Source organism: Pseudomonas fluorescens, from assembly GCF_019212185.1.
In the GTDB taxonomy this organism is placed as follows: Bacteria; Pseudomonadota; Gammaproteobacteria; order Pseudomonadales; family Pseudomonadaceae; genus Aquipseudomonas.
Genome location: NZ_CP078138.1, coordinates 4,202,269 through 4,223,897 on the forward strand (window position 1 = coordinate 4,202,269; position 21,629 = coordinate 4,223,897).

Consider the following 21,629-nt stretch of genomic DNA (forward strand, 5'->3'; position numbering starts at 1 on the left):
GTTGTCGCTCGTCGCTCAAGGTGCCGGTGCCGGCGCCGGTTCCGCTTCGTTGGTGACCCGCAGCAAGCCCCACAAACCGGAGGTGTTGCCGTAGGCCGCGTAATCACGGAACAGGTAGTCGCCCGGGATCGCGTTGCTGCCGCCGGCACTCGGGTGCATGAAGCTGAAGTGCGCCGCCGGCAGGATGCTTTCGTGAGCGCCGATGTACATCGACATCGGGTTGTAGCCAAAGCGCACCGATCCCACTCCTGGTGAACTCATCGGATAGCTGCCGGTGTCGCTCTTCTCGGCCTGGAACGGGTTGACCGACCAGACGTGTCCATCGAGCTGGAAGGTGGTGCCGCGGCTGCCGCCGGTGGGCATCATGATGTGGGTGCGGAACGGTTGCCCCGGTTTCACATAGAGCACCGGCGTCTGCGGATCGCCGCCCACCAGCGCGTTGCTGTAGGCCATGTGCGCGTTCGGCAGGTCACCGAAGCCGTGACCGTCGGCATGCCCGAATGGCGCATCCGGGGCCAGGCCGAAGCGGTACCACAGCGGCTCGCTCTTGTAGTTGATGGCCATGCCCGAGTTGTCCTGCGGATCGGTCGGCACGCCGGTGCCTTCGGCGGCAATCGCTTCCACCGGCCGCCCACCCGCCCAGCGCATGTTCAGGGCTTTCTGCCAGACCATCGCAAAGTCGCGATAGATCGCCTGGCCCGGCGCGGTGACGGTGGCCGTGACCCGACGCACATCGTCAACCCAGGTGGCGCCGATCGGCAGGATGCTCATCGCGCCGCCCAGGCCTTTCTGTGGCTGCTTGATCACGTCCGCCGGGGTGAAGTTCAGGCCGCCGAACTCCACGGCGGTGGCGTTGATGTTGTCGATAGTGCGCCCGAGTTGGGTGATCGGCTTGCCTTCACGCTCCAGGTGCCCGGCGTAGTACTGGTAGGTCCGGGTTGGGTAGGCACCACTGTTGCCGACCCGTGGCGGAACGGTCTGCACCGGGTTGGCACCGACGTTGACGCCATCGGACTTGGTGATGTCATAGGCCAGCAGTTGCGCGTGCAGGCCGACATGACTGGAGGGACGCATCAGGTTGTTGCTGAAGGTGGTCACCCCCAGGCCGCTGTTGCGATCGCGCTTGACGATGCCCTGCATCACGGCGGTCTGGGTCAGGTCCGGCATGACCATCGGCAGGCGGTTTTCCAGGGTGACGTTGATGCAGTCGCCGGCGGCGGCGCGCAGTACCAGCGGTTCCACCGGGATACCGGGTTTCAGCTTGCCGGTGACCGGGTCGAGGTCAGCCTTGCGCACATAGAGGATCGCGGTCGGGTCGTGCAGCGGCCCGCTTTGCCCGCCGATGGTGAAGGTCTCGCCATCTTCGGGATCGGTCACGGTGACTTGTGGAATGCTCACCGTCCGCGAGTTGTAGACCAGGGTGCCGCCCGCCGGATTCAACGGCCCGCCGACGTGCTGGCCAATCCCCGCCGAGTCGTCCATGGCCAGGCCCAGGGAGTTGCCGAGGATGTCGTTGGCCAGCGCCGCGACCACTTCATAGTTGCGCTGTACGGTCGGCCGGGTGCCGATGCCGTTGGGGTTGGCGCCGGTCCGTGGGCAAGTGCCATCGAACGCCACGGTGTTGCGCATGCCCACCGGCTTGGCGTTGTTCGGCAGGGCGAACAGGTCGTTGCGTTGCGCGGTGTAGTTGCGCATCACGCCCCAGATGCCGCTCCAGTAGCCTTCGATCGACGCGTCCATCGAGTACAGGTAGTCACCGGTGGTGGCCGCGGAACTGGAAAGCATCGACACCGGCGCGATGAAGCCCATCTGCTCGGAAATGCCGATCATCTGCGAGGCGCGCCAGCCGGAGTTGGAACTGTTGCCGAAACCGGAACCGCTCTGCAGCCACTTGACGCCGTGCAGGGTCACGTTGTGCTCTTCCTCGTGACCACCGGCATGCACCCGCAGCCGCACGTTGTCACCGGTGTAGGTGCGCAGCATCGGGGTGAACGGGTCACCCGCCTCGGCACCGCCACGGTTGATGTGCGGCGGGAACAGGGTGGTGCCGCCGGTGGGGCCGGTGGCCGAGGTGATCAGGTTGGGCGCCAGGTTCATCGCCGGGATCGCCCGGTCGGTGCGGCTGTGCAGGGCGAACGCGAGGTCACCGCCCATGCCGTCGGCCTGCATCCCGCGCTTGCCGTCAGGGCCGACCTTGTTCGGGTCATAGACCCGCAGGGCCAGCGGCTCGTTGCGGTAATTGACCACGAACATCCCTGGGTCATCGACCGAGATCGCCTGTGGGCATGGCCGGCTAGGGCAACCCGGCAGTTGTCCGCCCTGCACTTCCATCACACCTTCGAGCAGGTTGCTGGCGTTGTCGCGCACCGGCGGGTTGATCGCGTAGCGGAAGCTGTCGGCGGTGGCCGGGAAGGCCTGCGCATTGGGCACGCCATTGGGCCCGGCACCGACATACACACCGGCTTCATAGGCGTGCTGGAAGTCGCTGTACTCGAGGAAGAACTCGCGGAAGCTGTCGTTCTTGCCGTCGCCATCGAGGTCGCCGGTGTTGATCACCGCCTGCCACGACGTCGGCCCGCCGTCCTGGCGCGCACCGCTGTACAGCGGCTCGCCGGTCTCGGCATGGAACCAGGTGGAACCGGCTGGCTCGGCCAGCACGGTGGCGTACAGGCCGATCTGCTGGTGAGTCGATGGGCCGAGGTGGTCGTGGGTGAAGATGGTCCCCAGGCCACGGTCGACGCCCTTGGTGTTGACCACCGGGTCGACGAACCAGCGTTGCATGGCCGTCCGTGCCCCCAGCCAATCAGCCCGGCCGTATTGGCCGAAGTACGGGTGGTTTTTCGCTTGCGGGCAGGCCGGCGTGCCGTCACGTGGATCGGCGGCGGCGCACTGGTTGAACTCGCGGATCGCGTGGATGCGTTCTTGCACCGCGCCTGGAGAAAGCACGCCGTCCTCGTAGTTCCAGCCGTTGGACGAGCCGTCGGCAGAAGTCAGGTCCCATTTCGGCAGGTGGATGTGCTGGCCGATCACGTCGGTCGGCGTGCGCACCTGATAGTCGTCCATCTCGTAGGTGGCCGGCACCAGGTTGGTCTGCTGGTACTGCACGCAGTCGAAGGTGTTCATGCGCATCACCAGCGGCTCTGGTGGACGCTGCTTGGTGATCACCGGCCAGGCGTCTTCCCACAGCGCGAGGATGCGCGCTTGCGGGAAGTGGTAGCCGACCTTGTTGTAGACCGCGTCGAACTGGATGTTGGCGGCCTTGTAGATGCGCGGCCGGTCGGCGGTGTAGGTCGAGGCGCCGATGAACGTCATGCCGTCGACGCGTTCGCCGCTGTTGAACTCACCGGTGCCGGCGCTGCTGGTCAGGCGTTTCTGCCGGTCGTCCATGCACGGTTCGTAAAAAGGCGCACCCGCCACCGGCAAGGCGCCGTTGGTGCGGAAGTTGCGCGGCACGATCTGGTTGCCGGGCAGCAGCGCGTAGCTGGGGTGGTCTTTCTTGGCGTGGAAAGCCATCGCCGCCTGTTCGACCTCGGTGCCCTCTTCCGGCAGGTAGATCGGTTTGGCGCGCGTGACTTCCTTGGAGAAGTCCAGCGAGGTGGTCACGGTGTGCGCCTCGCCACCGGCCGAGACGCCATCCAGGGTATGGCGGCCAAGACCGCCGTCCCAACCGCCGGAGGAATTCGGGTCGAGGTTGGCCCACAGCGCATTGCCGCTGCTTTTCAGAGACTGCGCCTTGGCGGCGTCGAGCATGTCCAGCGGCGGGGTCGGCGGACGTTGGCCGACCGAACTTTCCATGCCGCCGATCCAGAACGGATAGCCGGGGTTTTTCAGACTGCCGTCGGCGTTGCGGTTGGCCTCGCTGCGGTCCACCAGCGCCAGGGAGCCGATGGCCTGGGTGCCACTGCCGCCGCCATGGTGCTCGCCGTCGTCATCATCGTCGTCATCGTCATCGTTGGCGGCCACCAGGGTCTCGCCGATTTTCGGCACGATGGCGACCTTGCCTGGCATCGGCGCCATGGCTTTGCCGGGCAACGGCACCACCGCAGGAATCGGCGTACCGGCAATGATCTCGCCATCGGGCAGAGCCCGCGCGCCGCTGGCAGGTTTGCCGCTGCGCAAGGCGAAGGGTTGGTTGTGATAGCCGTCGTCACCCTGCTGCGAAACTTCCAGCCTGGTGCCTTCCTCGAACACATCGTGGACCCGCCACATGGCCCACATGCCCTGGGCGAAGTGCGGGTAGAAGTGGCAGTGATAAATCGCGTCGCCGGCCACCCGGTTGCGGTTGCCCGAACCGCCGTTGGCGATTTCATAGGTGTAGCCGGCGCCCGGGCCAATGCCCTGGGCGTCGACGTAGTCGGAGTTGTCGTCGTTGGGGTTGAACAGCCACTGGTGACCGTGCAGGTGGAAGATATGCTGCTCGTGACCGTTGTGGGTGTTGCGGAACTTGACGAAGTCACCGATGTAGCTGTGGTTGACGTTCGACGGCTCGGACGGGTACAGCGCCATGGTTGCCTTGACGCCAATCTGGTCGGCGCGTGGCACTTCACCGGGACGGATGTTTTCCAGGCCGGCGTTGGCCGGCACGTCCACCAGCATCGCCACGTCGCCGACGGTGTGCGAGCTGAGGAAAAATTCTTCATAAGCGCAGGACAGGCAATCGTGCATCGGCCCTACGCCCAGGCGGTTGGCGACCACTTCGGCGCCCATGCCGCCGGAACCGTAGTTGATCATGAACGAGTCGCGGGTCGGCTCCAGCACGTGGGCCATCACCGGGTCGGCCCAGTAGGCGGGGAACGCCTGGGTGACCGCGGTTTCATCCTGGAACTGCGAAGCGAAATCGCGGAACGGTTCGAGCCGGTTGGGAATCGCCGGGTTGCGTTTGCCGATGGACTCCAGCGGATAGGTGGCGGCCGGGAAGCTGCCATCGGCGTTGCTGCCCATGACAATCGCGTCGCTTTCGCTGGAGATGATTTCGTTGCCATCGACCATGTTGATGATCGGGGTACCGGCCTTGCCTTCACGGATCCACGGCTCGCGCTGCGGGTAGCGCGCCTGGTAGTCGACGATGGGCTGGCCGGTGGGCGCGCGGCCGCTGCTGGCCAGGCGCATTTCCTCTTCGGTAATGGTGTTGCGGTAGCTGCGACCACCCTTGGGCACCACCACCACTTCGCCGAACAGGCCGTTGGCGACGTTACCGGCGTTGCCTTCACCGCCGAAGCTGGCGCCACGGCTGCTGACTGCAAAACCGCCTTCACGCTCGGCATACAGGGTGTAGGAACGGGACGCGCCCGGTGGAATCAGGCTGTTGCCATTGCGCCCGGTGAACGAGGCAATGTCATCGATGCTGTTGACCGCTTGCAGGCCGTTGACCTGAAAGCCGACGTGGCGGTCAGTGACCTGCTCGTCGACCTTGAACTGGTCCGGCATGTCGGCTTCGACGCCTTCGTTCTCTTCGCCTTCCTCGCCCTCCACTTCCGGCTCTTCAAAATGCTTGTTCGGGTTGGCCTGATACGCCAGCAGGTTCTGCAGGTTGATGGTCAGGCAGTCGCCGGCGGCCACGCGCAACACCAGCGGCCGTGGACGCTTGTCCGGACGCAGCGAGACTTTGCCCGGCACCGCGGCACCGCCCTGGGCCAGTGACATTTCGCGGTCATCGACCACGTCGCGGCGCAAGGCGAACATCATGCCGTTGGCGTTCTGCGCACCGAGGCGGTTGAACATCAACGGCTGGTCGAGGGCCACAACGTTGGCCACCAGGTTGCGCTCGCAGCGCACCGCCGCCTCGACCTGGGATTCGAGGCCGAACATCGAGCAGGCCAGCAGTAGAAAGTTGAGTGCAGAGCGGGTCGGGAGTCTGGCTGACATGGTGGGCGGCCTCGAAGTGGTGCTCATGGGAGCGATTCTCGATAGAGCGGCGAGTGCAATTCCTGAGCCAAAAAAAATAGTGTTTATTTTCAATGCGTTATAAAAATTATCTGAAGCCACAGGGGACTATCCCCCACTTTTTCCCCACTTTGCGGGCCTGCCCCGCTTGCCCCACTTTTGGGGCAACCCGCCCCAACGGCTGGTTTGCCTAGAGCGGCGCATCCACTGCCAGACCCTGCAAATGCCGGTAGTGGCGCAGGACGTTGGGCACATAACGCTGGGTTTCGGCGAACGGTGGAATCACTCGTCCGCGACTCATCACCGCGTCTGGACCGGCGTTGTAGGCGGCGACGGCGAGGGAAATATCGTTGTCGAACAGGTTCATCAGGCGCTTGAGGTAACGCGCGCCGCCCTGGATGTTGTCCTTGGGGTCGTAGACGTCGGTCACTCCCAGCTCGCGGGCGGTATCGGGCATCAGCTGCATCAGACCGCCCGCGCCTTTGGGTGAACGCGCCTTGGAGTTGTAGTGGGATTCGGTCTGGATCACCGCGTGCAGCAGGGCTTCCGGCAACTGGTTGGCGCTGGCCGCCTCGGCGACCAGTTCGGCGAACGGCCGGTCGGCAATCATCTGCGGCATTTCGGCGGGAACGCTGGTCCCGGCTACCTCCGGCACGACCCGTTCATAGTGCCGGCCAGGGCGGTGGACGTTGGACAGCACGTAGCCACCGTTGGCATCGATCGAGACGTAAACGTCTGCTTGAGCAACACCCACCAGCGCCAGGGCGCCCCACAGTCCTGCGATAATTCTTTGCATGATCGCTCTCCCCTTGCCGGCCCCGGAAAGTGGGGCTTATGCCCCACAAATCGGAGGCTGCAGGGGTATACGCAAGCAGTGTGCCGACTCGGTGAAGCCCATGGCCTGCGGGGCTTGCAACGAAATTGGCGGGCTGTGCATGGCAATTGCATAGCGCTGTGTACCGTCCCTTGTTGCTCACTCCAGTGAGGTCATCATGAAAGGCTTTCTGTTTAATGCACCGCGACGCCAAGGTGGGTTCACCCTCCTCGAACTGTTGGTGGTGCTGGTGGTGCTCGGCTTGCTGGCCGGGATCGTCGCACCCAAGTATTTCGCCCAGTTGGGCCGTTCCGAAGCCAAGGTCGCCAAGGCGCAGATCGAAGGCCTGGGCAAGGCTCTGGACCTGTATCGCCTGGAGGTCGGCCACTACCCCTCGACCGAACAGGGTTTGCAGGCACTGGTCACCGCGCCCAGCGACGAGACCCACTGGACCGGCCCCTACCTGCAGAAAAAGCTGCCGCAGGATCCCTGGGGCCGTAACTACACCTACCGCTACCCCGGGGAAAACGGCGAGTACGACCTGCTGTCCCTGGGCAAGGACGGTCAGCCCGGCGGCGAAGGTGAAAACGCCGAAGTCACCAGTTGGCAGTGAGACAGGGGGTGATCCATGCGCTTTCTTCTTAAAGCAGTGGGCAAAGGTGCGGTGGTGTCGATGACCGTCGACGCGCCGGGTCAGAGCGAGGCCCGGCGGATTGTCGAGGAACAGGGCCTGCGCGTCGTCAGCCTGCGAGCCGAACGGCATTGGCGGTCGCTGCGCCTGCAGGGCAAGGAACACTTCAACCTGGTGCTGTTCAGCCAAGAGCTGACCACCCTGCTCAACGCCGGCCTGCCGCTGATCGATGCGCTGGAAAGCCTGGCAGAAAAAGAAACCGCACCCCAGGCCCGCAAGACGCTGAGCGAACTGGTGCGCCTGTTGTACGAAGGCAAATCCTTCTCCCAGGCACTGGGTCAGATGTCGGCAGTGTTCCCGCCGCTGTACGTGGCGCTGGTGCAATCGAGTGAAAAGACCGGCGCGGTCGGCGAGGCCTTGGCGCGCTACGTTTCCTATCGCCAGCGCATGGATGAGGTGAAGCAGAAGATCATCAGCGCCTCGATCTACCCCCTGCTGTTGCTGGTGGTGGGCGGCGGCGTGGTGCTGTTTTTGATGGGCTACGTGGTGCCGCGCTTCAGCCTGGTATTTGAAGGCCTGGGCTCCAATTTGCCGTGGCTGTCCCAGGTGTTGATGAGTACCGGGATGTTCCTGCATGCCCATCAGATGGAGTTTTTCGGCGGCATCGGCGCGACGGTGGTCGGCATCAGCATCCTGCAGCGCCAACCGGCGTTCCGGCGGGCCGTGGATCGTCTGCTGGAAAAACTGCCGGCGGTGCATCAACGCATTTTCATGTACGAACTGGCGCGCTTCTACCGCTCCCTGGGCATCCTGCTGCAAGGCGGGATCCCGATTCTGACCGCCATGGGCATGGTCCGCGGCCTGCTCACCGTCGGCTCGCGGACACGCCTGGACCAGGCCGCCGAACGGGTCCGCGAAGGCCTGGCGTTGTCCAATGCGCTGGAAGCCAATCAGCTGGTGACCCCGGTGTCCCTGCGCCTGCTGCGGGCCGGCGAACAGTCCGGCAACCTGGGGCAAATGATGGAACGCAGCGCCGATTTCTACGACGAAGAAATCAGCCGCTGGATCGAGTGGTTCGTGCGCCTGTTCGAACCGCTGCTGATGACATTTATCGGCCTGTTGATCGGGGTCATCGTGATCCTGATGTACATGCCGATTTTCGAACTGGCGTCGAGCATTCACTGAATCATTGAGTCGTGGATGCGGCGCGGTGTACCAGGTGCGTAAGCACCCCACTGGTTGTATGTCTCCAGTCGGCACGATGGAGCATTTGCGGGAGGTCCCATGCAATTCACAAAACCTTTGCTGGCGGTGGCAGCGGCAATGGCGGTGGGCACAGCGGCGGCTCGGGGTCGAGCGGCAGTGGGCACGGCGATAGCGGCGGCCATTCCAGCGCATCCAGTTCAGGCCGCAGCGGCAGCCACTCCGAGGCTGGCGACGATCATGGGGTGCATGCGGGTGGCGAGCCTGGGGATGACCATGGTGTGCACGCGGCGGGTGAGCCGGGAGATGATCGCGGGCTGCATGCAGCGGGTGAGCCCGGGGATGATCGCGGGGTGCATGTGGGTGGTGAGCCGGGGGATGACAAGCGGGTTAATTGAGGGGTGAACACACAGCCTCTGTGGGAGCGCCGACCCGGCAGGCCCGCAGGGGCATTTTTGACTATGCTTGACCCACACCCCCCAGGTGACGAGGGATTTATGGACGATCCAATCGACAACAAGCCACCCAGCTTCTGGCAGATGCTGCACAGCGTCATGGCCGCAGCCTTTGGCGTGCAGAGCGGCAAGAATCGTGCGCGGGATTTCACTCACGGCAAGCCGAGTCATTTCGTGGTGTTGGGCATTTTGTTTACGGCAGTGTTTGCCTTGGGCCTGTTTGCCATCGTCAAGCTGGTGGTGTATCTGGCTGGGGTTTGAACGCCGGCTTCAGTGCATCAGGGTTTGCAGGTTGAACGGGTAGCGGTAGGTCAGCGGGCGGCCCTTGGCCGACAGGCTGCGAAAGTTCACCCCATAGTCCTGGCTGTCACGCAGTGCCAGCATGCGCCGGGCCTGTTCGCGATCGATCAGTTGCAGCAAGGGGATCTGCCGGTCCCGACCGCCATATTGGGCAACGGGCACGCCCTGGTCGTAGTCGTACAACTCCACCAGCGCCCAACCGCCAAGGCTGAAATGGCCACCCAGCAATACGCTGAGGCGTCCGTCGAGCAATGCCTGCAGGGCTGCCGGCGACGTGTTGACGGCGCTGAACAGCACGCCCCTGCCCGGTTTGCCACCGGCCTCTGTATAGGCCTGCATGGCGCCAAACGCCATTTCGTCGTTGGCCGACCACACCAGCGACACCCGTGGGTAGCGTTTGAAGAGTTGCACGGCCTGCTCATGGGCGCGGGCGCGGGTCCATTCGCCATAGACCAACTGCCGCAACTGCACCTCGGGATGCTCACGCAAGGCACGCTGCATGCCCTTCTCGCGAAATTGCGCGGAGGGGGTGATTTTCAGACCGGAAAAAGCCAGCAGTTCGATTTTCTCTCCGGGGGCGACAGGCGGATGTTGGCGAATCAACTCCTTCAGCATCCGGTAGCCGCCCTCCTCGTCGTTGGGCACCAGGCTACCGAGCAAATCGGGGTATTTTTCTCCAGGATCGCCCAGCAGACTCACCTGGTCGGCGGTCAGCGCATTGTTGACCATGAACAGCTTGACCCCGCTGCCCCGGGACAGACGCAGGATCTCTGGCGCCACATACTGTTCATTGACGAACACCAGGTAGTCCGGGCGGTTGTCGCCCAACAACACTTCACGCGCCTGTTCGATGGTGGTGTGCACTTGCCGCTCGGCATAGCGCACTTTGAGGTCGATACCCAGGTCTCGCGCCGCCGCCTGCATGAACTGGCTGTAGCTGACCCAGAACACTTCGTTGCTCGTGCCAGGATTGAGGAACACCACCGACGTCGCCTGCACCACCGATCCATAGATCGCGCATAGCGTCAGCATGCCTCTTTGGAGAAACCTGAACATTGAACAACCGAGCCCCGAAAATTTAGCCGCGCATTATAGCCAGCCAATCCAGGTGCACCCGCGGTTAATTCGCGTTTTTTGTCCGACAATCGTCGGAAAATGGCTCGGTTACGCGTGTTTACTGATGGCTGACCCAATACACCGCCGTGCCTACCACCAGAATGATCAAGAACAGAATCGCCCACGCGTCGACGCTGCTGTCGCTTTTCGTTGCCTTGGTCGGATTGCTCATTGCATCGCCTCTTGTCGGTTTTATCGGTGATTGCAGGAAGACTCGATCACAGTTAAGACGACGATTGCCCGCACGACAAATGTGGGTAAGACAATAATCAGTCTCAATAGTCGATTTGGTTCTTTCCATATACTCAAACATCACTTTTACGCATAAACGCAAACTGCTATCTTGCCCCGGCTCCGTGGGGAGTGCGCGGCCGTGCGCGCAGAATTACCAAGGCATTTCGGAACATCAGCGAGCGAGAAACGCAGCGGATTCCGATCAGCCCAGCCTGAGAACAGGACTTATATGTACGTATACGACGAGTACGATCAGCGGATCATCGAGGACCGCGTCAAGCAGTTCCGAGATCAGACCCGACGCTATCTGGCAGGCGAGCTGAGCGAAGAAGAATTCCGCCCCCTGCGCCTGCAAAATGGCCTTTACATCCAGCGCTTCGCCCCGATGCTGCGGGTTGCCGTGCCTTATGGCCAACTGACTTCGCGGCAGACGCGAATGATGGCCAAAATCGCTCGCGACTATGACAAGGGCTATGCCCACATCAGTACCCGCCAGAACGTCCAGTTCAACTGGCCGGCCCTGGAAGACATCCCGGACATCCTGGCCGAACTGGCCACGGTGCAGATGCATGCGATCCAGACCAGCGGCAACTGCCTGCGCAACGTCACCACCGACCAGTTCGCCGGTGTCGCAGCAGACGAGTTGATCGACCCGCGCCCATGGTGCGAAATCGTCCGTCAATGGACCACCTTCCACCCGGAATTTGCCTACCTGCCGCGTAAATTCAAGATTGCGATCAACGGTTCGACGTCCGACCGTGCCGCCATCGAAGTCCACGACATTGGCCTGGAGCCGGTGCACAACGCTGCTGGCGAACTGGGCTTCCGTGTGTTGGTCGGCGGTGGCCTGGGCCGGACCCCGGTGGTCGGCGCCTTCATCAACGAGTTCCTGCCGTGGCAAGACCTGTTGAGCTACCTCGACGCCATCCTGCGGGTGTACAACCGCTATGGCCGTCGCGACAACAAGTACAAGGCGCGGATCAAGATCCTGGTCAAGGCCCTGACGCCTGAAGTCTTCGCGCAGAAAGTCGACGCGGAAATGGAGCACCTGCGCGGTGGCCAAACCACCTTGACCGAAGCCGAAGTGCATCGCGTTGCCAAGCATTTCGTCGATCCGGACTACAAGGCGCTGGACAACCAGCACGCCGCCCTGGCCGAGCTCGACGCCCAGCACCCGGGCTTTGCCCGCTGGCGCACGCGCAACACCGTGGCCCACAAGAAGCCGGGCTATGTAGCCGTGACCCTGTCGCTCAAGCCCACCGGCGTTGCCCCGGGCGACCTGACCGACAAGCAGCTCGACGCCGTCGCCGACTTGGCCGAGCGTTACAGCTATGGCCAGTTGCGCACCTCCCACGAGCAGAACATCATCCTCGCCGATGTCGAGCAGGCGCAGTTGTTCACCCTCTGGGGCGAATTGCGCGAGCATGGCTTTGCCACGCCGAACATCGGTCTGCTGACCGACATCATCTGCTGCCCGGGTGGCGACTTCTGCTCCCTGGCCAACGCCAAGTCGATCCCGATCGCCGAGTCGATCCAGCGCCGTTTCGACGATCTGGACTACCTGTTCGACATCGGTGAGCTGGACCTGAACATCTCCGGCTGCATGAACGCCTGCGGTCACCACCACGTTGGCCACATCGGCATCCTCGGGGTGGACAAAAAAGGTGAAGAGTTCTACCAGGTGTCCCTCGGTGGCAGCGCCAGCCGCGACGCCAGCCTGGGCAAGATCCTCGGCCCATCGTTTGCCCAGGACGCCATGCCGGATGTGATCTCGAAGCTGATCGACGTGTATGTGGAACAACGTACCGAAGACGAGCGCTTCATCGACACCTACCAACGTATCGGCATCGACCTCTTCAAGGAACGCGTCTATGCAGCGAATCATTAAGAACAACGAAGTCATCGACGAAACCTGGCACCTGCTGCCCAAGGATTTCAACATCGATGAAATCAGCAACTGCGACGACTACATCGTGCCGTTGCAGCTGTGGCGTGAACACGGGCGCATGCTCCAGGCCCGCGATGGCGGCCTGGGCGTGTGGCTGGACGCTGACGAAGAAGCCGAGGAAATTGGCGATGACGTGCAGCACTTCCAGGTGATTGCCCTGAACTTCCCGGCGTTCACCGATGGCCGCAACTACTCCAACGCCCGCCTGCTGCGTGACCGTTACGGCTTCAAGGGCGAGCTGCGAGCGATTGGCGACATCCTGCGCGACCAACTGTTCTACCTGCGCCGCTGCGGCTTTGACGCCTTTGCGCTGCGGGCCGACAAGGACCCGTATGAAGCCCTTGAAAGCCTCAAGGACTTCTCGGTGACCTACCAGGCCGCCACCGACGAGCCGCTACCGCTGTTCCGTCGCCGCTGATCGACCGGCCTTGAGCCCCGCCCGGGGTTCAAGGCCAGCCAGTGCTCTCACTGCAATTGCAGCTCGCCTATCGGGAATGGCCTGCCCATCCTCACCCAATCCATGTACAAGCGCATCCGGTGTTCCAGCCGTGTCAGGCTGACGAACGGGTTTTGTACATCCAGCGCCGACAGCAGCACCTCAGTGCTCAACAGCTCCCACAGCTCCTGTGACGCGTCCACCTCCTCCAACAGGTGCCAGACCCGCGCCTGAAGCCCTGAGTAATTCACCCGGAAATCGGCGGTACGGCTGAGGGGTTCGATCTGGCGCAGGAAACGTCCACCCTGAGGCTTGGCCAGCAGCCGCTGCCAGATCTGCTGCCTGAGTTCGACGTCCGCATCGGCCAAGCGCTCAAGCCAGACCTGCGGCTGGCTGACGCTGGCGTCGGCGGTGCCGAGCCACAGGTTCAAGCCGGTCTGCTGCCGATGGCTGACAATGCGCCGCAACGTGTCCTCATCCGTCAACGGGTTACCCCACAGTTGCACGCGGTCCCTGGCCACTGCCTGCGCCAACACGGCAGGCGGAACGCGTTTGATCTGGTTGTTGCTGAGGTCGAGCAGTTCCAGGGTGGGCTGCTCGGCAATGCCGATCGGGCAATAGCGGATGCCCGTGGCATGCAGGTTGAGGCGCCGCAGCGCCTGCATCCCCGACACCAGCGGCGGCACCGCCAACGGGTTCTCACTCAGGTCCAGCGTATGCAAATGTACCAGCCCCGCCAGCCGACCTGCGGCCTGTTCGTTCAGCGCCAGGCGGGTCGACTTGAGGTTCAGCTCCCGTAGCTGGCTCATGTTCCAGATTCCACGGGGAATGCCCGCCTCTAGCACGCCCTCGGGGTTTATCCGGCGCAGGTCGACACCCTCAAGGTTCAACCGACGCAGATTGGGAAAACATTCCAGAAAGCTGTCCAGGTCCCCTGCACGCTTGACGGCAAACCCCTTCATCGACAACTCGACAACATTGGGAAACTTTGTGTTCAGTGCCGGCAGCGACAGGTAGCGCTCGAGGTCCATGTCCAGCTTGTAACCGACCATCTGACCGTCGACCAGCACGTGATGGCGGGCATCACCCATGTACTGCCAGAAGTTGATCAACTCAGCCCCCAGTTCCTCTCTCACCTTGCGCTCGAAAAACAACGTCTGCTCGAGACGCTCAAGGTTCTCCTCCTCGATCTGTGCGGCATCCATGCCCAGGGCATCCTCTTGCCCTTCACGCAAAAACAGCTCGTCCAGGGCCTGCACGTCATACACAGCGCCATAGACCCACTGACTGAGATCAGCATCCAGTTGATACAGCTGGGTTTCCAGACGTGCCAGCTCCGCCATCGCCCTGGCGCCCAGGCCGTCAAGCAGCTCGATACCCTGCTGGCTGTTCAGCCCGGGATAGACCAATCGCAACTGAAATAGCTGCACATTGCGCGATAACGTCGCCCCCTGTGCGGTGTTCGGGTAGCCGCCGCCCCGCAGCCCGAGCGCCTCGAACGTCAGCCCGCCGTCCATGCGCTGCAGGCCATGGATGAGTTGCGCACGAGGCAATGCATGGTGGCGAATTTTCTCCTGCAAGTCCTCGACCGCTGCCAGCGGATCGAGTCCAAGGGCCTCGCGTTGCGCCGGGCTCAGCAGGTCGTGAAGCGCCTGGTACAGATTGCTCGCGCCTTGCGCGCCGAAGCCAGTGCCGACCTTGATCAAGCGCCGCACATCCGTGGATTCGAGCGCGCCCACGCGATCGACGATTCGTCCGCTGAGGGGACCGTCGAGCACTTCGATGCTCAGGGTCTGCGGCCAGCCGGGCAAGCGCGTCAGTGAATGCAGGGCCAGCACCTGGGTCTGCGGGTTGTCCAGCGATTGCAGGTAGAGCCCCTCATAGGCACGGCCCAGACGCACGTGTTGCTGGTATTCGCTGAACTTGCCATCCAACTGACCCAGCAAACGCAGACTCTCCTGGGTTGAAGGGCTGGCGGCGAGGTCGACTCCCGTACGATCCAGCACATGTTCGATGGCGTTTTTCGGCAAGCCCGGGTACTGCTTCTGGAACAGCTTCACCCATCTGGAGTCGCTGTGTTGCTGCGCGGCGTAGCGTGCGTTGAATGCATCGGTGCGGGCCGGGCCGACGGGCATGGTGGCCAGCTCCTGGTCGATCCGAAAACGCTCCAGGGTGTCGGCCAATTGCGGGGTCGGAGCGCGTTGCCCAGCCTGCATCAGGCGCAGCATGTCGTCGTCGACCGGGCTGATGCGGGCGATTTGCGCCAGCACCTCATCGCTCAAGGTCGCGACCGGCGCGCCAATCCCGCGCAACAATTGCACACGGGTGAGGGGCGCAACGGCAGCAGGGGTTTCGGCGGGGAGTTCGGGACCTGGCACCACGGCATCGGTCGGGGCAGCGTGCTCCGCCACCGCCTCAAGCGCACCCTCGCCATGCAGTGCCGCCGTCGCCCGCAACAGCGGCAGCGCGTTGAGCAGGCCGAACACCGTGCGGGTCAGCCCCGCCGCCTGATCACCCGGCTCGCGACCATTGACGGCCTGGTCCAGGCCGTACCCGGCATCGATCAGGCCAGCCAACACCAACAGCCCTTCTCCGCCCGGGACAAACAGGGCCAACGGCGCGTAGCGATTGATCCATTGCACAACGGGCTCGACCAGGGCACTGAGGTTATCGCGGTTGACCTGGGCGTCGTCGCGAATCGTCTGAATGCTGAAAACTGCGGCCTGCTTCATGCTCAGGACCAGTTGCGCGAACGGATCGCAGCTCGCAGGAACTGTCTGCAGATGAATGTAGTCCGCCGGATCCCAATATCCATCGTTGTTGAAAAAACCATGGCCCTTTTTCAGTTGATGTTGGCGCGGGTATTGGCGCATGCCGTCCAGGGCGGTGAGCACCCCGGCGTGGAAGGTGCCGTCATCGCGGTCGTCCTCGGCAAAATGCGCGGCCAGGGCTTGCTTGCAATCGTCGTCGGCGGCCTGCTGGACGATCCAGCGGCGCATGGCCGCGATATCGGCAAACTGATGCAGCGGTGAGGCGTTGCCCGGCACATAAAGCAGGATTGTCGAGGCAGAGACACGGCGAAAGACCCACAGATCGCGACTGGTGTAGCGGTAGATCGCAAGACGTGCGGCTTCGACCTGGCTTCGAGTCGGTGCCGCCAGTTGTTCGAGTGTTAGCTGCGCCCATTGCTGGTCCGCAGGCAAACCGGCGGCTTGCAGCGCCAGTTCAAGCCCGTCTTGCGTGAGGCTGTTCTCCTGACGCTGCAGATAAGCGGCCATGACCAGGGCCAGCTTGACCGAGGTGCGCAGCGGATAGGTTTGCGGGGCCATGATCGTGTCGTCTGCGGGCCAGGCCTTATCGACGTAGGCACTGAACCGATCCTTCAGATCGAGGCGCCAGACCCACGCCTTGAAGTCGGCGGGAGTGATGGGCAGTTGGGTCTGCGGGTCGTAGGTTTGCGGGGTGGTCTTGCGGTAGATCCCCTCATAACTGGCGTGATTGCCAGCCCCGACATAGGCAAACTCATCGACCTTGTCGATGATCTGCACGGCGGGGCCGATAGCCGGCGGCGTATAGAGGCCGAAGGCGGTTTCGCCAAAGCGTCCGTCGCCGATCGTCTGGTGATTGTCCAATACCACCTGAGTCAGGCTCAGGGAACTTGCCACTTGCCCTTGTTCAACGCCATCAATCGCGGGGTGGCCGTGATAGCCGTAGTGGAGGTTGACCAGCAAGGCACTTTGCGGATCGATGTCCTGGCCCCATCGCTGCTCAATGAGTTGGTTGGCAAATTGCGCGGGGGTCTGGGGAAGCGCGGTACCGACCAGCGCCTGGAAGTCTTCGCGTGGCTGCGGGGTGTTCATGGTGCAATTCCTTTGCAGTGGGTCTTGAGGCACTGAGCCTATGCCAATTGCCCCACTGAGCTACGCCGGAAAGCACTGCCACGCTGTATTGAAATTACCTCGCCTTGCGTCAGAAAGCAGCGCTTACAAAAAAGCCCTGGCACCTTAGCGAACGCAGGTGTCAGGGCTTGAAATCAATCGCGGACTTACCAGAAGCGTTGTTGCGTCAGTCGGCTCCACCAGGTCAGCAGCAGGCGATCCACCGAGCCGCTGGCCGCCAGCCCGATCCGCTCCTGCAGGCTCTTGCGCTCGGCATAGTGCAGGTGGAACAACTCGGCGCCCTTGGCCCGCTCGGCGAGGTATTCGTCGCTGGTTTTCAGCTCATCGACCAGCTGTTTTTCCAGCGCCGCGATACCCAGCCAGACTTCGCCGGTGGCCACTTCATCAATGGCCAGTTGCGGGCGATAGCGCGCCACGAAGTTCTTGAACAGTTCATGGGTGACGTCCAGGTCTTCCTGGAACTTTTCCCGGCCCTTCTCGGTGTTTTCACCGAACACGGTCAGGGTGCGTTTGTATTCGCCGGCCGTCAGCACTTCGAAGTCGATGTCGTGTTTTTTCAGCAGGCGATTGACGTTGGGCAACTGCGCCACCACCCCAATCGAACCGAGCACGGCAAAGGGCGCGCTGATGATCTTCTCGCCGATGCAAGCCATCATGTAGCCACCGCTGGCCGCGACCTTGTCGATGCACACCGTCAGCGGCACCCCGGCCTGGCGGATGCGCGCCAGCTGCGAGGACGCCAGGCCGTAGCTGTGGACCATGCCACCGCCGCTTTCCAGGCGCAGCACCACTTCATCCTTGGGCGTGGCCAGGGTCAGCAGCGCGGTGATTTCGTGACGCAGGCTTTCGGTGGCCGAGGCCTTGATGTCGCCATCGAAGTCCAGCACGAACACCCGGGGCTTGGCCTCGGGCTTTTTCTTCTGTTTCTTGTCGGACTTGGCTTCGGATTTGCGCAGGGCCTTGAGCTGATCCTTGTCGAGCAAGGTCTGCTCCAGACGCTCGCGCAGCCCCTTGTAGAAATCATTGAGCTTGCTGACCTGCAACTGACCGGCGGCCTTGCGCCGACCTTTGCTGCGCAACGAGGCAAAACTCACCAGCACCACCAGGATGGCGATCACCAGGGTAACGGTCTTGGCGAGAAAACTGGCGTACTCGGACAAAAACTCCACATGGACTCCTTAACGACGGTGCGCCGCTGATAAACACGGGCGCGGGATGTCCCCAGCATACCCATGCGCTTGACTTGCGGCCAGCCGGGAAACAGTCTGTCAGCGGCCTCCAACCTACATTTCAAACAAGCGTATGTTTTTTCATTGACAGCTCTTCGCCATCCTCATAACCTCGCCAAACCTTCAACGTACCGGGACGACGCGGACGTGGGCAGCATCTATCTGATACGACATGGCCAAGCCTCCTTTGGTGCAGACGACTACGACGTGTTGTCGCCGACCGGTGTTCGCCAGGCAGAAGTCCTCGGCAGCCACCTGGCTGAACTGGGCCTGAGCTTCGATCGCTGCCTGGCCGGCGACCTGCGCCGCCAGCAACACACCGCCACCAGCGCCCTCGCCCAATTCGGCGCCGTGGGCCTGCCGGTGCCGGTCCTGGAAACCGATCCGGCGTTCAACGAATTCGATGCCGACGCGGTGATCCGGGCGCTGCTCCCCGAACTGCTGCCGCAAGAGCCAGAAGCCCTGAACATCCTGCGCAACGCGGCGCAGAACCGTGGCGAGTTCCAGCGCATCTTCGCCCTGATCATCGAGCGCTGGCTGGCCGGCACCTATGATCCGCCGGGCCTGGAAAGCTGGCTGGGCTTTGTCGAACGGGTACAGGCCGGTTTGCAACGGATTCTCGAGCAGGCCGACAACACCCAGAAGATCGCCGTGTTCACCTCCGGCGGGACCATCACCGCCCTGCTCCACCTGATCACCCAAATGCCCGCCAAACAGGCTTTCGAGCTGAACTGGCAAATCGTCAACACCTCGCTCAACCACCTGAAATTTCGGGGTCGCGAGGTGGCCCTGGCTTCCTTCAACAGTCATGCCCACCTGCAACTGTTGAAGGCCCCGGAACTCATCACTTTCCGCTGAGTCCGGATAACTGTGACCCTTGCTGTAACACCCCAAGAAAAGGATCGAACCATGACCAACGTAGCTGACGCCGTACAAGCAATGAAAGCCAAGTTCAACCCAGCCGCTGCTGCCGGCCTGGACCTGGTCTTCGGTTTCCGTATCGACGACGACAAGCACTTTTCGCTGATCGTTAAAGACAGCACCTGCGAGCTGAAAGAAGGCGAGAACCCGGACGCCCAGGTGACTCTGGTCATGGACGCTGAAACCCTGCAAGGCATCGTCAGCGGCGAAACCGACGGCATGCAAGCCTTCATGGGCGGCAAACTGCGCGCTGAAGGCGACATGATGCTGGCGATGAAACTGTCCGAGCTGTTCCCGGCCTAAGACCACGGCTTCCCCCTGGAGGCCCTGTTGGCTGCACACGAATCCCGCCGTCCTGGCGGGATTCGTCGTTCAAGGGCCCGCCCCTTGCCTTACACTGCATGCCCCTTACGTTAGCGATTGGCCCATGGACATCGATCTCGCCCGCACTTTCCTGGAAATCGTCCGTTGTGGCAGCCTCGCCGCCGCCGCGGAAAAACTGCATGTCACCCAGACCGCCATCACCGCGCGGGTGCAAAAGCTCGAAAGCCAGCTGGCCAGTACCCTGTTCGTGCGCAACCGTGCCGGTGCTCGCCTGACCGCCGATGGCGAGGCCTTCGTGGTTTACGCCAATCACATGGTCCAGGCCTGGGAAGCGGCGCGCCGCGATTTGCCGCTGCCGGACGGTTACCGCAATGTGCTGCACATCGGCGGCGAAACCAGTTTGTGCAATCCCCTGATGCTCAGTTGGACCCGGGAGATCCGCGCTCGAATTCCCACCTATGCCCTGCGCACCGAAATCGACACTGGCGAAAGCCTGCTCAAGCAGTTGGAAGTGGGCGTACTGGATGCGGCGCTGGTGTATCAACCCGAATACTGGCCGCGCCTGCAAGTCGAGCAACTGTTGGAAGAAAAGCTGATCCAGGTGCGCCTGCGCACGCAACCCGAGCCTTACGTGTACATCGACTGGGGCAGCGACTTTCGCCGTCAGCACGATGCCGCCTTGCCCGACAAGGCCCGCGCCGCGCTGACCTTCAACCTCGGCCCGCTGGCCTTGCAATACATTCTGCAAAACGGTGGTACCGGCTATTTTCGGACCCGGGTGGTGCAGTCCTATCTCGACAGCGGCGTGCTGGAACGGGTGCCCAAGGCCCCAGAATTCAGCTACCCGACCTTCCTCGTGTACTCGCGCGATCGCGACTCCCAGGTGCTGCAGCAGGCGTTCGATTTGCTGCGTGCACTGGTCCGGGCTGACTGTGACTGGTCGCAGCGCTGGGATCCGTTTTAGCGCATTCAGCGCTTCAATAGCTGCCGATCACTCAGATCCATTGGCCGGATAAATTGGCCGCGACTAATCTGCTGTCAATAACAACGACAACAGGTGATCGCGGTGAGGCAAACCACGCAGGCATTTCGCAGCCGTTACCGGGCGGACATCCATCGTTTCTACAATCCCTGGCTGCATGCGGGGTTTGTGCTGATCTTCGGCATCGGCGCCATCGGCCTGTTCTGCTCTTCCCTGGATCAGGTCAGCGCGGCGCAATGGCTGACGGTTCCACTGACATTGCTGCTGTTCAACTTCGCGGTCTACGGGGTGCACCGCCATCTCGGGCATCACAAGCATGCCTTCGCCCGCCTGTTCTACGCACGGCACACCGGCGATCACCACAGTTTCTTCGCTCCCGGACACATGGCTTACGACAGCGCACGGGACTGGCGTGTGATCCTCTTTCCAGCCTGGCTGATCGTGCTGCACACTCTGCTGTTCGCCCTGCCCGCCTGGTGGCTGCTGAAACAGCTCGATAGCAACGTCGCCGCGCTGTTTGCCAGCTGCCTGGTGCTCGGCTACCTGATCTACGAGGTGTTTCACGCCTGTGAACACCTGCCCGCCGACCATCCCCTGAGCCAGATGCCGTGGATCCGCCAGATGCGCCGCCTGCATGAACTGCATCATCGGCGCGAATTGATGCAGGCGCGCAATTTTAATATCGTTCTGCCACTGGCCGACTACCTGTTCGGCACCCTGTATTGGGAAGACGAACCGGACCACGCCCATCCCTCATCGAGAATGCCCATGACCCGTCTGCAGCATCAGATCGACATTGCCCGCGAGCCCATTGCCGTCCTGGCCTATGCCAGTACCGTCAGCCGCTGGCCGGAGTGGCACCCGTCCTCGCTGCGCGTCGCCGGCCCTCCGGGGCCTTTGCATGCAGGGGCGCGATTCGAGGAAGACATTCATGCCGGAGGCCGTGCCGGACACTTGAGCTGGGAGGTCAGTGAGTACCTGCCGGGACGCCGCTGGAGCGCCCGGGCCCAGGGCGATCACGGACTGGAACTGCAATTGACCTATGAATGCACCGGCGACAGCGCTGACACCCGCTTCGTGCGCACCCTGGAATATCGCTTCAGCAGCCTGTGGATGCGCCTGGTCAATCAGTTACTGCTCAAGCGGCGGATCGAGCGTGAGTCGGCAGTTTCGATGCTGGCCCTGCGCGACATGGCACTGCTACCCCAGTCAATCAATGCCGGAGTCCTCGCCTGATGCGCCGTGAACCCCGTC

General features: G+C 62.7%; 14 protein-coding genes and 1 pseudogene. 10 read left to right on the forward strand and 5 right to left on the reverse strand.

The window, feature by feature from the left end; all coding sequences use genetic code 11:
• Nucleotides 1-15 precede the first annotated feature (15 nt).
• Together mnxG and KW062_RS18725 are read right to left on the reverse strand one after the other, a co-directional pair.
• Nucleotides 16-5,865 carry a manganese-oxidizing multicopper oxidase MnxG gene (gene mnxG, locus KW062_RS18720; RefSeq protein WP_105754934.1) on the reverse strand — a complete coding sequence of 1,950 codons (5,850 nt, stop codon included), beginning with the start codon at nucleotides 5,863-5,865 and terminating at the stop codon, nucleotides 16-18.
• Between the two features lie 208 nt (nucleotides 5,866-6,073).
• On the reverse strand, nucleotides 6,074-6,679 hold the full coding sequence (locus KW062_RS18725) for a lytic transglycosylase domain-containing protein (RefSeq protein ID WP_027616139.1): 606 nt from the start codon (nucleotides 6,677-6,679) through the stop codon (nucleotides 6,074-6,076).
• A gap of 196 nt (nucleotides 6,680-6,875) precedes the next feature.
• On the opposite strand from KW062_RS18725, the gene gspG reads away from it, so the two are divergent.
• The 4 genes and pseudogenes from gspG (at nucleotide 6,876) to KW062_RS18740 (ending at nucleotide 9,247) form a co-directional block, all read left to right on the forward strand.
• Nucleotides 6,876-7,310, forward strand: a complete 435-nt coding sequence (gene gspG, locus KW062_RS18730) for a type II secretion system major pseudopilin GspG (RefSeq protein ID WP_027616138.1) — start codon at nucleotides 6,876-6,878, stop codon at nucleotides 7,308-7,310.
• Between the two features lie 15 nt (nucleotides 7,311-7,325).
• A complete protein-coding gene (locus KW062_RS18735; RefSeq protein WP_105754935.1) occupies nucleotides 7,326-8,513 on the forward strand; it encodes a type II secretion system F family protein in 1,188 nt (395 codons plus the stop codon).
• Nucleotides 8,514-8,635: 122 nt separating this feature from the next.
• A pseudogene (locus tag KW062_RS29025) lies at nucleotides 8,636-8,929 on the forward strand (hypothetical protein); the annotation flags it as partial.
• Nucleotides 8,930-9,028: 99 nt separating this feature from the next.
• Nucleotides 9,029-9,247, forward strand: coding sequence for a DUF2970 domain-containing protein (locus KW062_RS18740; protein WP_027616136.1), 219 nt, complete (start codon nucleotides 9,029-9,031; stop codon nucleotides 9,245-9,247).
• A gap of 9 nt (nucleotides 9,248-9,256) precedes the next feature.
• On the opposite strand, the gene KW062_RS18745 is transcribed toward KW062_RS18740, so the two are convergent.
• Nucleotides 9,257-10,318 (reverse strand): ABC transporter substrate-binding protein, encoded by a 1,062-nt coding sequence (locus KW062_RS18745; protein ID WP_371321421.1) that lies wholly within the window; start codon nucleotides 10,316-10,318, stop codon nucleotides 9,257-9,259.
• Nucleotides 10,319-10,865: 547 nt separating this feature from the next.
• Here KW062_RS18745 and KW062_RS18750 point away from each other — a divergent pair.
• Nucleotides 10,866-12,524 (forward strand): nitrite/sulfite reductase, encoded by a 1,659-nt coding sequence (locus tag KW062_RS18750; RefSeq protein WP_027616134.1) that lies wholly within the window; start codon nucleotides 10,866-10,868, stop codon nucleotides 12,522-12,524.
• Entirely contained in the window at nucleotides 12,508-13,002 is a 495-nt protein-coding gene (locus KW062_RS18755) for a DUF934 domain-containing protein (RefSeq protein WP_027616133.1), read from the forward strand. Before KW062_RS18750 ends, KW062_RS18755 begins: the two co-directional genes overlap by 17 nt.
• A gap of 47 nt (nucleotides 13,003-13,049) precedes the next feature.
• Here the strand turns inward: KW062_RS18755 and KW062_RS18760 are convergent, their stop codons facing one another.
• Both KW062_RS18760 and sohB read right to left on the reverse strand, forming a co-directional pair.
• A complete protein-coding gene (locus tag KW062_RS18760) occupies nucleotides 13,050-16,880 on the reverse strand; it encodes a dermonecrotic toxin domain-containing protein (protein WP_105754937.1) in 3,831 nt (1,276 codons plus the stop codon).
• Between the two features lie 185 nt (nucleotides 16,881-17,065).
• The gene (gene sohB / locus KW062_RS18765) at nucleotides 17,066-18,088 is read right to left on the reverse strand and encodes a protease SohB (RefSeq protein ID WP_105754938.1); all 1,023 of its coding nucleotides are present in this window, start codon (nucleotides 18,086-18,088) and stop codon (nucleotides 17,066-17,068) included.
• Nucleotides 18,089-18,295: 207 nt separating this feature from the next.
• Here sohB and KW062_RS18770 point away from each other — a divergent pair, with 207 nt between their 5' ends.
• The 4 genes from KW062_RS18770 (at nucleotide 18,296) to KW062_RS18785 (ending at nucleotide 21,611) form a co-directional block, all read left to right on the forward strand.
• Nucleotides 18,296-19,006, forward strand: coding sequence for a histidine phosphatase family protein (locus KW062_RS18770; protein ID WP_105754939.1), 711 nt, complete (start codon nucleotides 18,296-18,298; stop codon nucleotides 19,004-19,006).
• 51 nt (nucleotides 19,007-19,057) lie between these two features.
• Nucleotides 19,058-19,372 (forward strand): SCP2 sterol-binding domain-containing protein, encoded by a 315-nt coding sequence (locus tag KW062_RS18775; protein WP_027616129.1) that lies wholly within the window; start codon nucleotides 19,058-19,060, stop codon nucleotides 19,370-19,372.
• Nucleotides 19,373-19,496: 124 nt separating this feature from the next.
• Nucleotides 19,497-20,357: a LysR family transcriptional regulator gene (locus KW062_RS18780; RefSeq protein ID WP_027616128.1), complete on the forward strand. Its 861-nt coding sequence runs from the start codon at nucleotides 19,497-19,499 to the stop codon at nucleotides 20,355-20,357.
• A 102-nt stretch (nucleotides 20,358-20,459) separates the two neighbouring features.
• A complete protein-coding gene (locus tag KW062_RS18785) occupies nucleotides 20,460-21,611 on the forward strand; it encodes an SRPBCC family protein (RefSeq protein WP_027616127.1) in 1,152 nt (383 codons plus the stop codon).
• The last annotated feature ends 18 nt before the right edge of the window (nucleotides 21,612-21,629 follow it).

Excerpts from the sequence above, each read along its gene's own strand:
- KW062_RS18750 (WP_027616134.1), top strand. The coding sequence starts at position 10,866 with ATGTACGTATACGACGAGTACGATCAGCGGATCATCGAGGACCGCGTC.
- KW062_RS18725 (WP_027616139.1), bottom strand. The coding sequence starts at position 6,679 with ATGCAAAGAATTATCGCAGGACTGTGGGGCGCCCTGGCGCTGGTGGGT.
- mnxG (WP_105754934.1), bottom strand. The coding sequence starts at position 5,865 with ATGTCAGCCAGACTCCCGACCCGCTCTGCACTCAACTTTCTACTGCTG.
- KW062_RS18755 (WP_027616133.1), top strand. The coding sequence starts at position 12,508 with ATGCAGCGAATCATTAAGAACAACGAAGTCATCGACGAAACCTGGCAC.
- KW062_RS18735 (WP_105754935.1), top strand. The coding sequence starts at position 7,326 with ATGCGCTTTCTTCTTAAAGCAGTGGGCAAAGGTGCGGTGGTGTCGATG.
- KW062_RS18760 (WP_105754937.1), bottom strand. The coding sequence starts at position 16,880 with ATGAACACCCCGCAGCCACGCGAAGACTTCCAGGCGCTGGTCGGTACC.
- KW062_RS18745 (WP_371321421.1), bottom strand. The coding sequence starts at position 10,318 with ATGCTGACGCTATGCGCGATCTATGGATCGGTGGTGCAGGCGACGTCG.
- KW062_RS18775 (WP_027616129.1), top strand. The coding sequence starts at position 19,058 with ATGACCAACGTAGCTGACGCCGTACAAGCAATGAAAGCCAAGTTCAAC.
- gspG (WP_027616138.1), top strand. The coding sequence starts at position 6,876 with ATGAAAGGCTTTCTGTTTAATGCACCGCGACGCCAAGGTGGGTTCACC.
- KW062_RS18740 (WP_027616136.1), top strand. The coding sequence starts at position 9,029 with ATGGACGATCCAATCGACAACAAGCCACCCAGCTTCTGGCAGATGCTG.
- KW062_RS18780 (WP_027616128.1), top strand. The coding sequence starts at position 19,497 with ATGGACATCGATCTCGCCCGCACTTTCCTGGAAATCGTCCGTTGTGGC.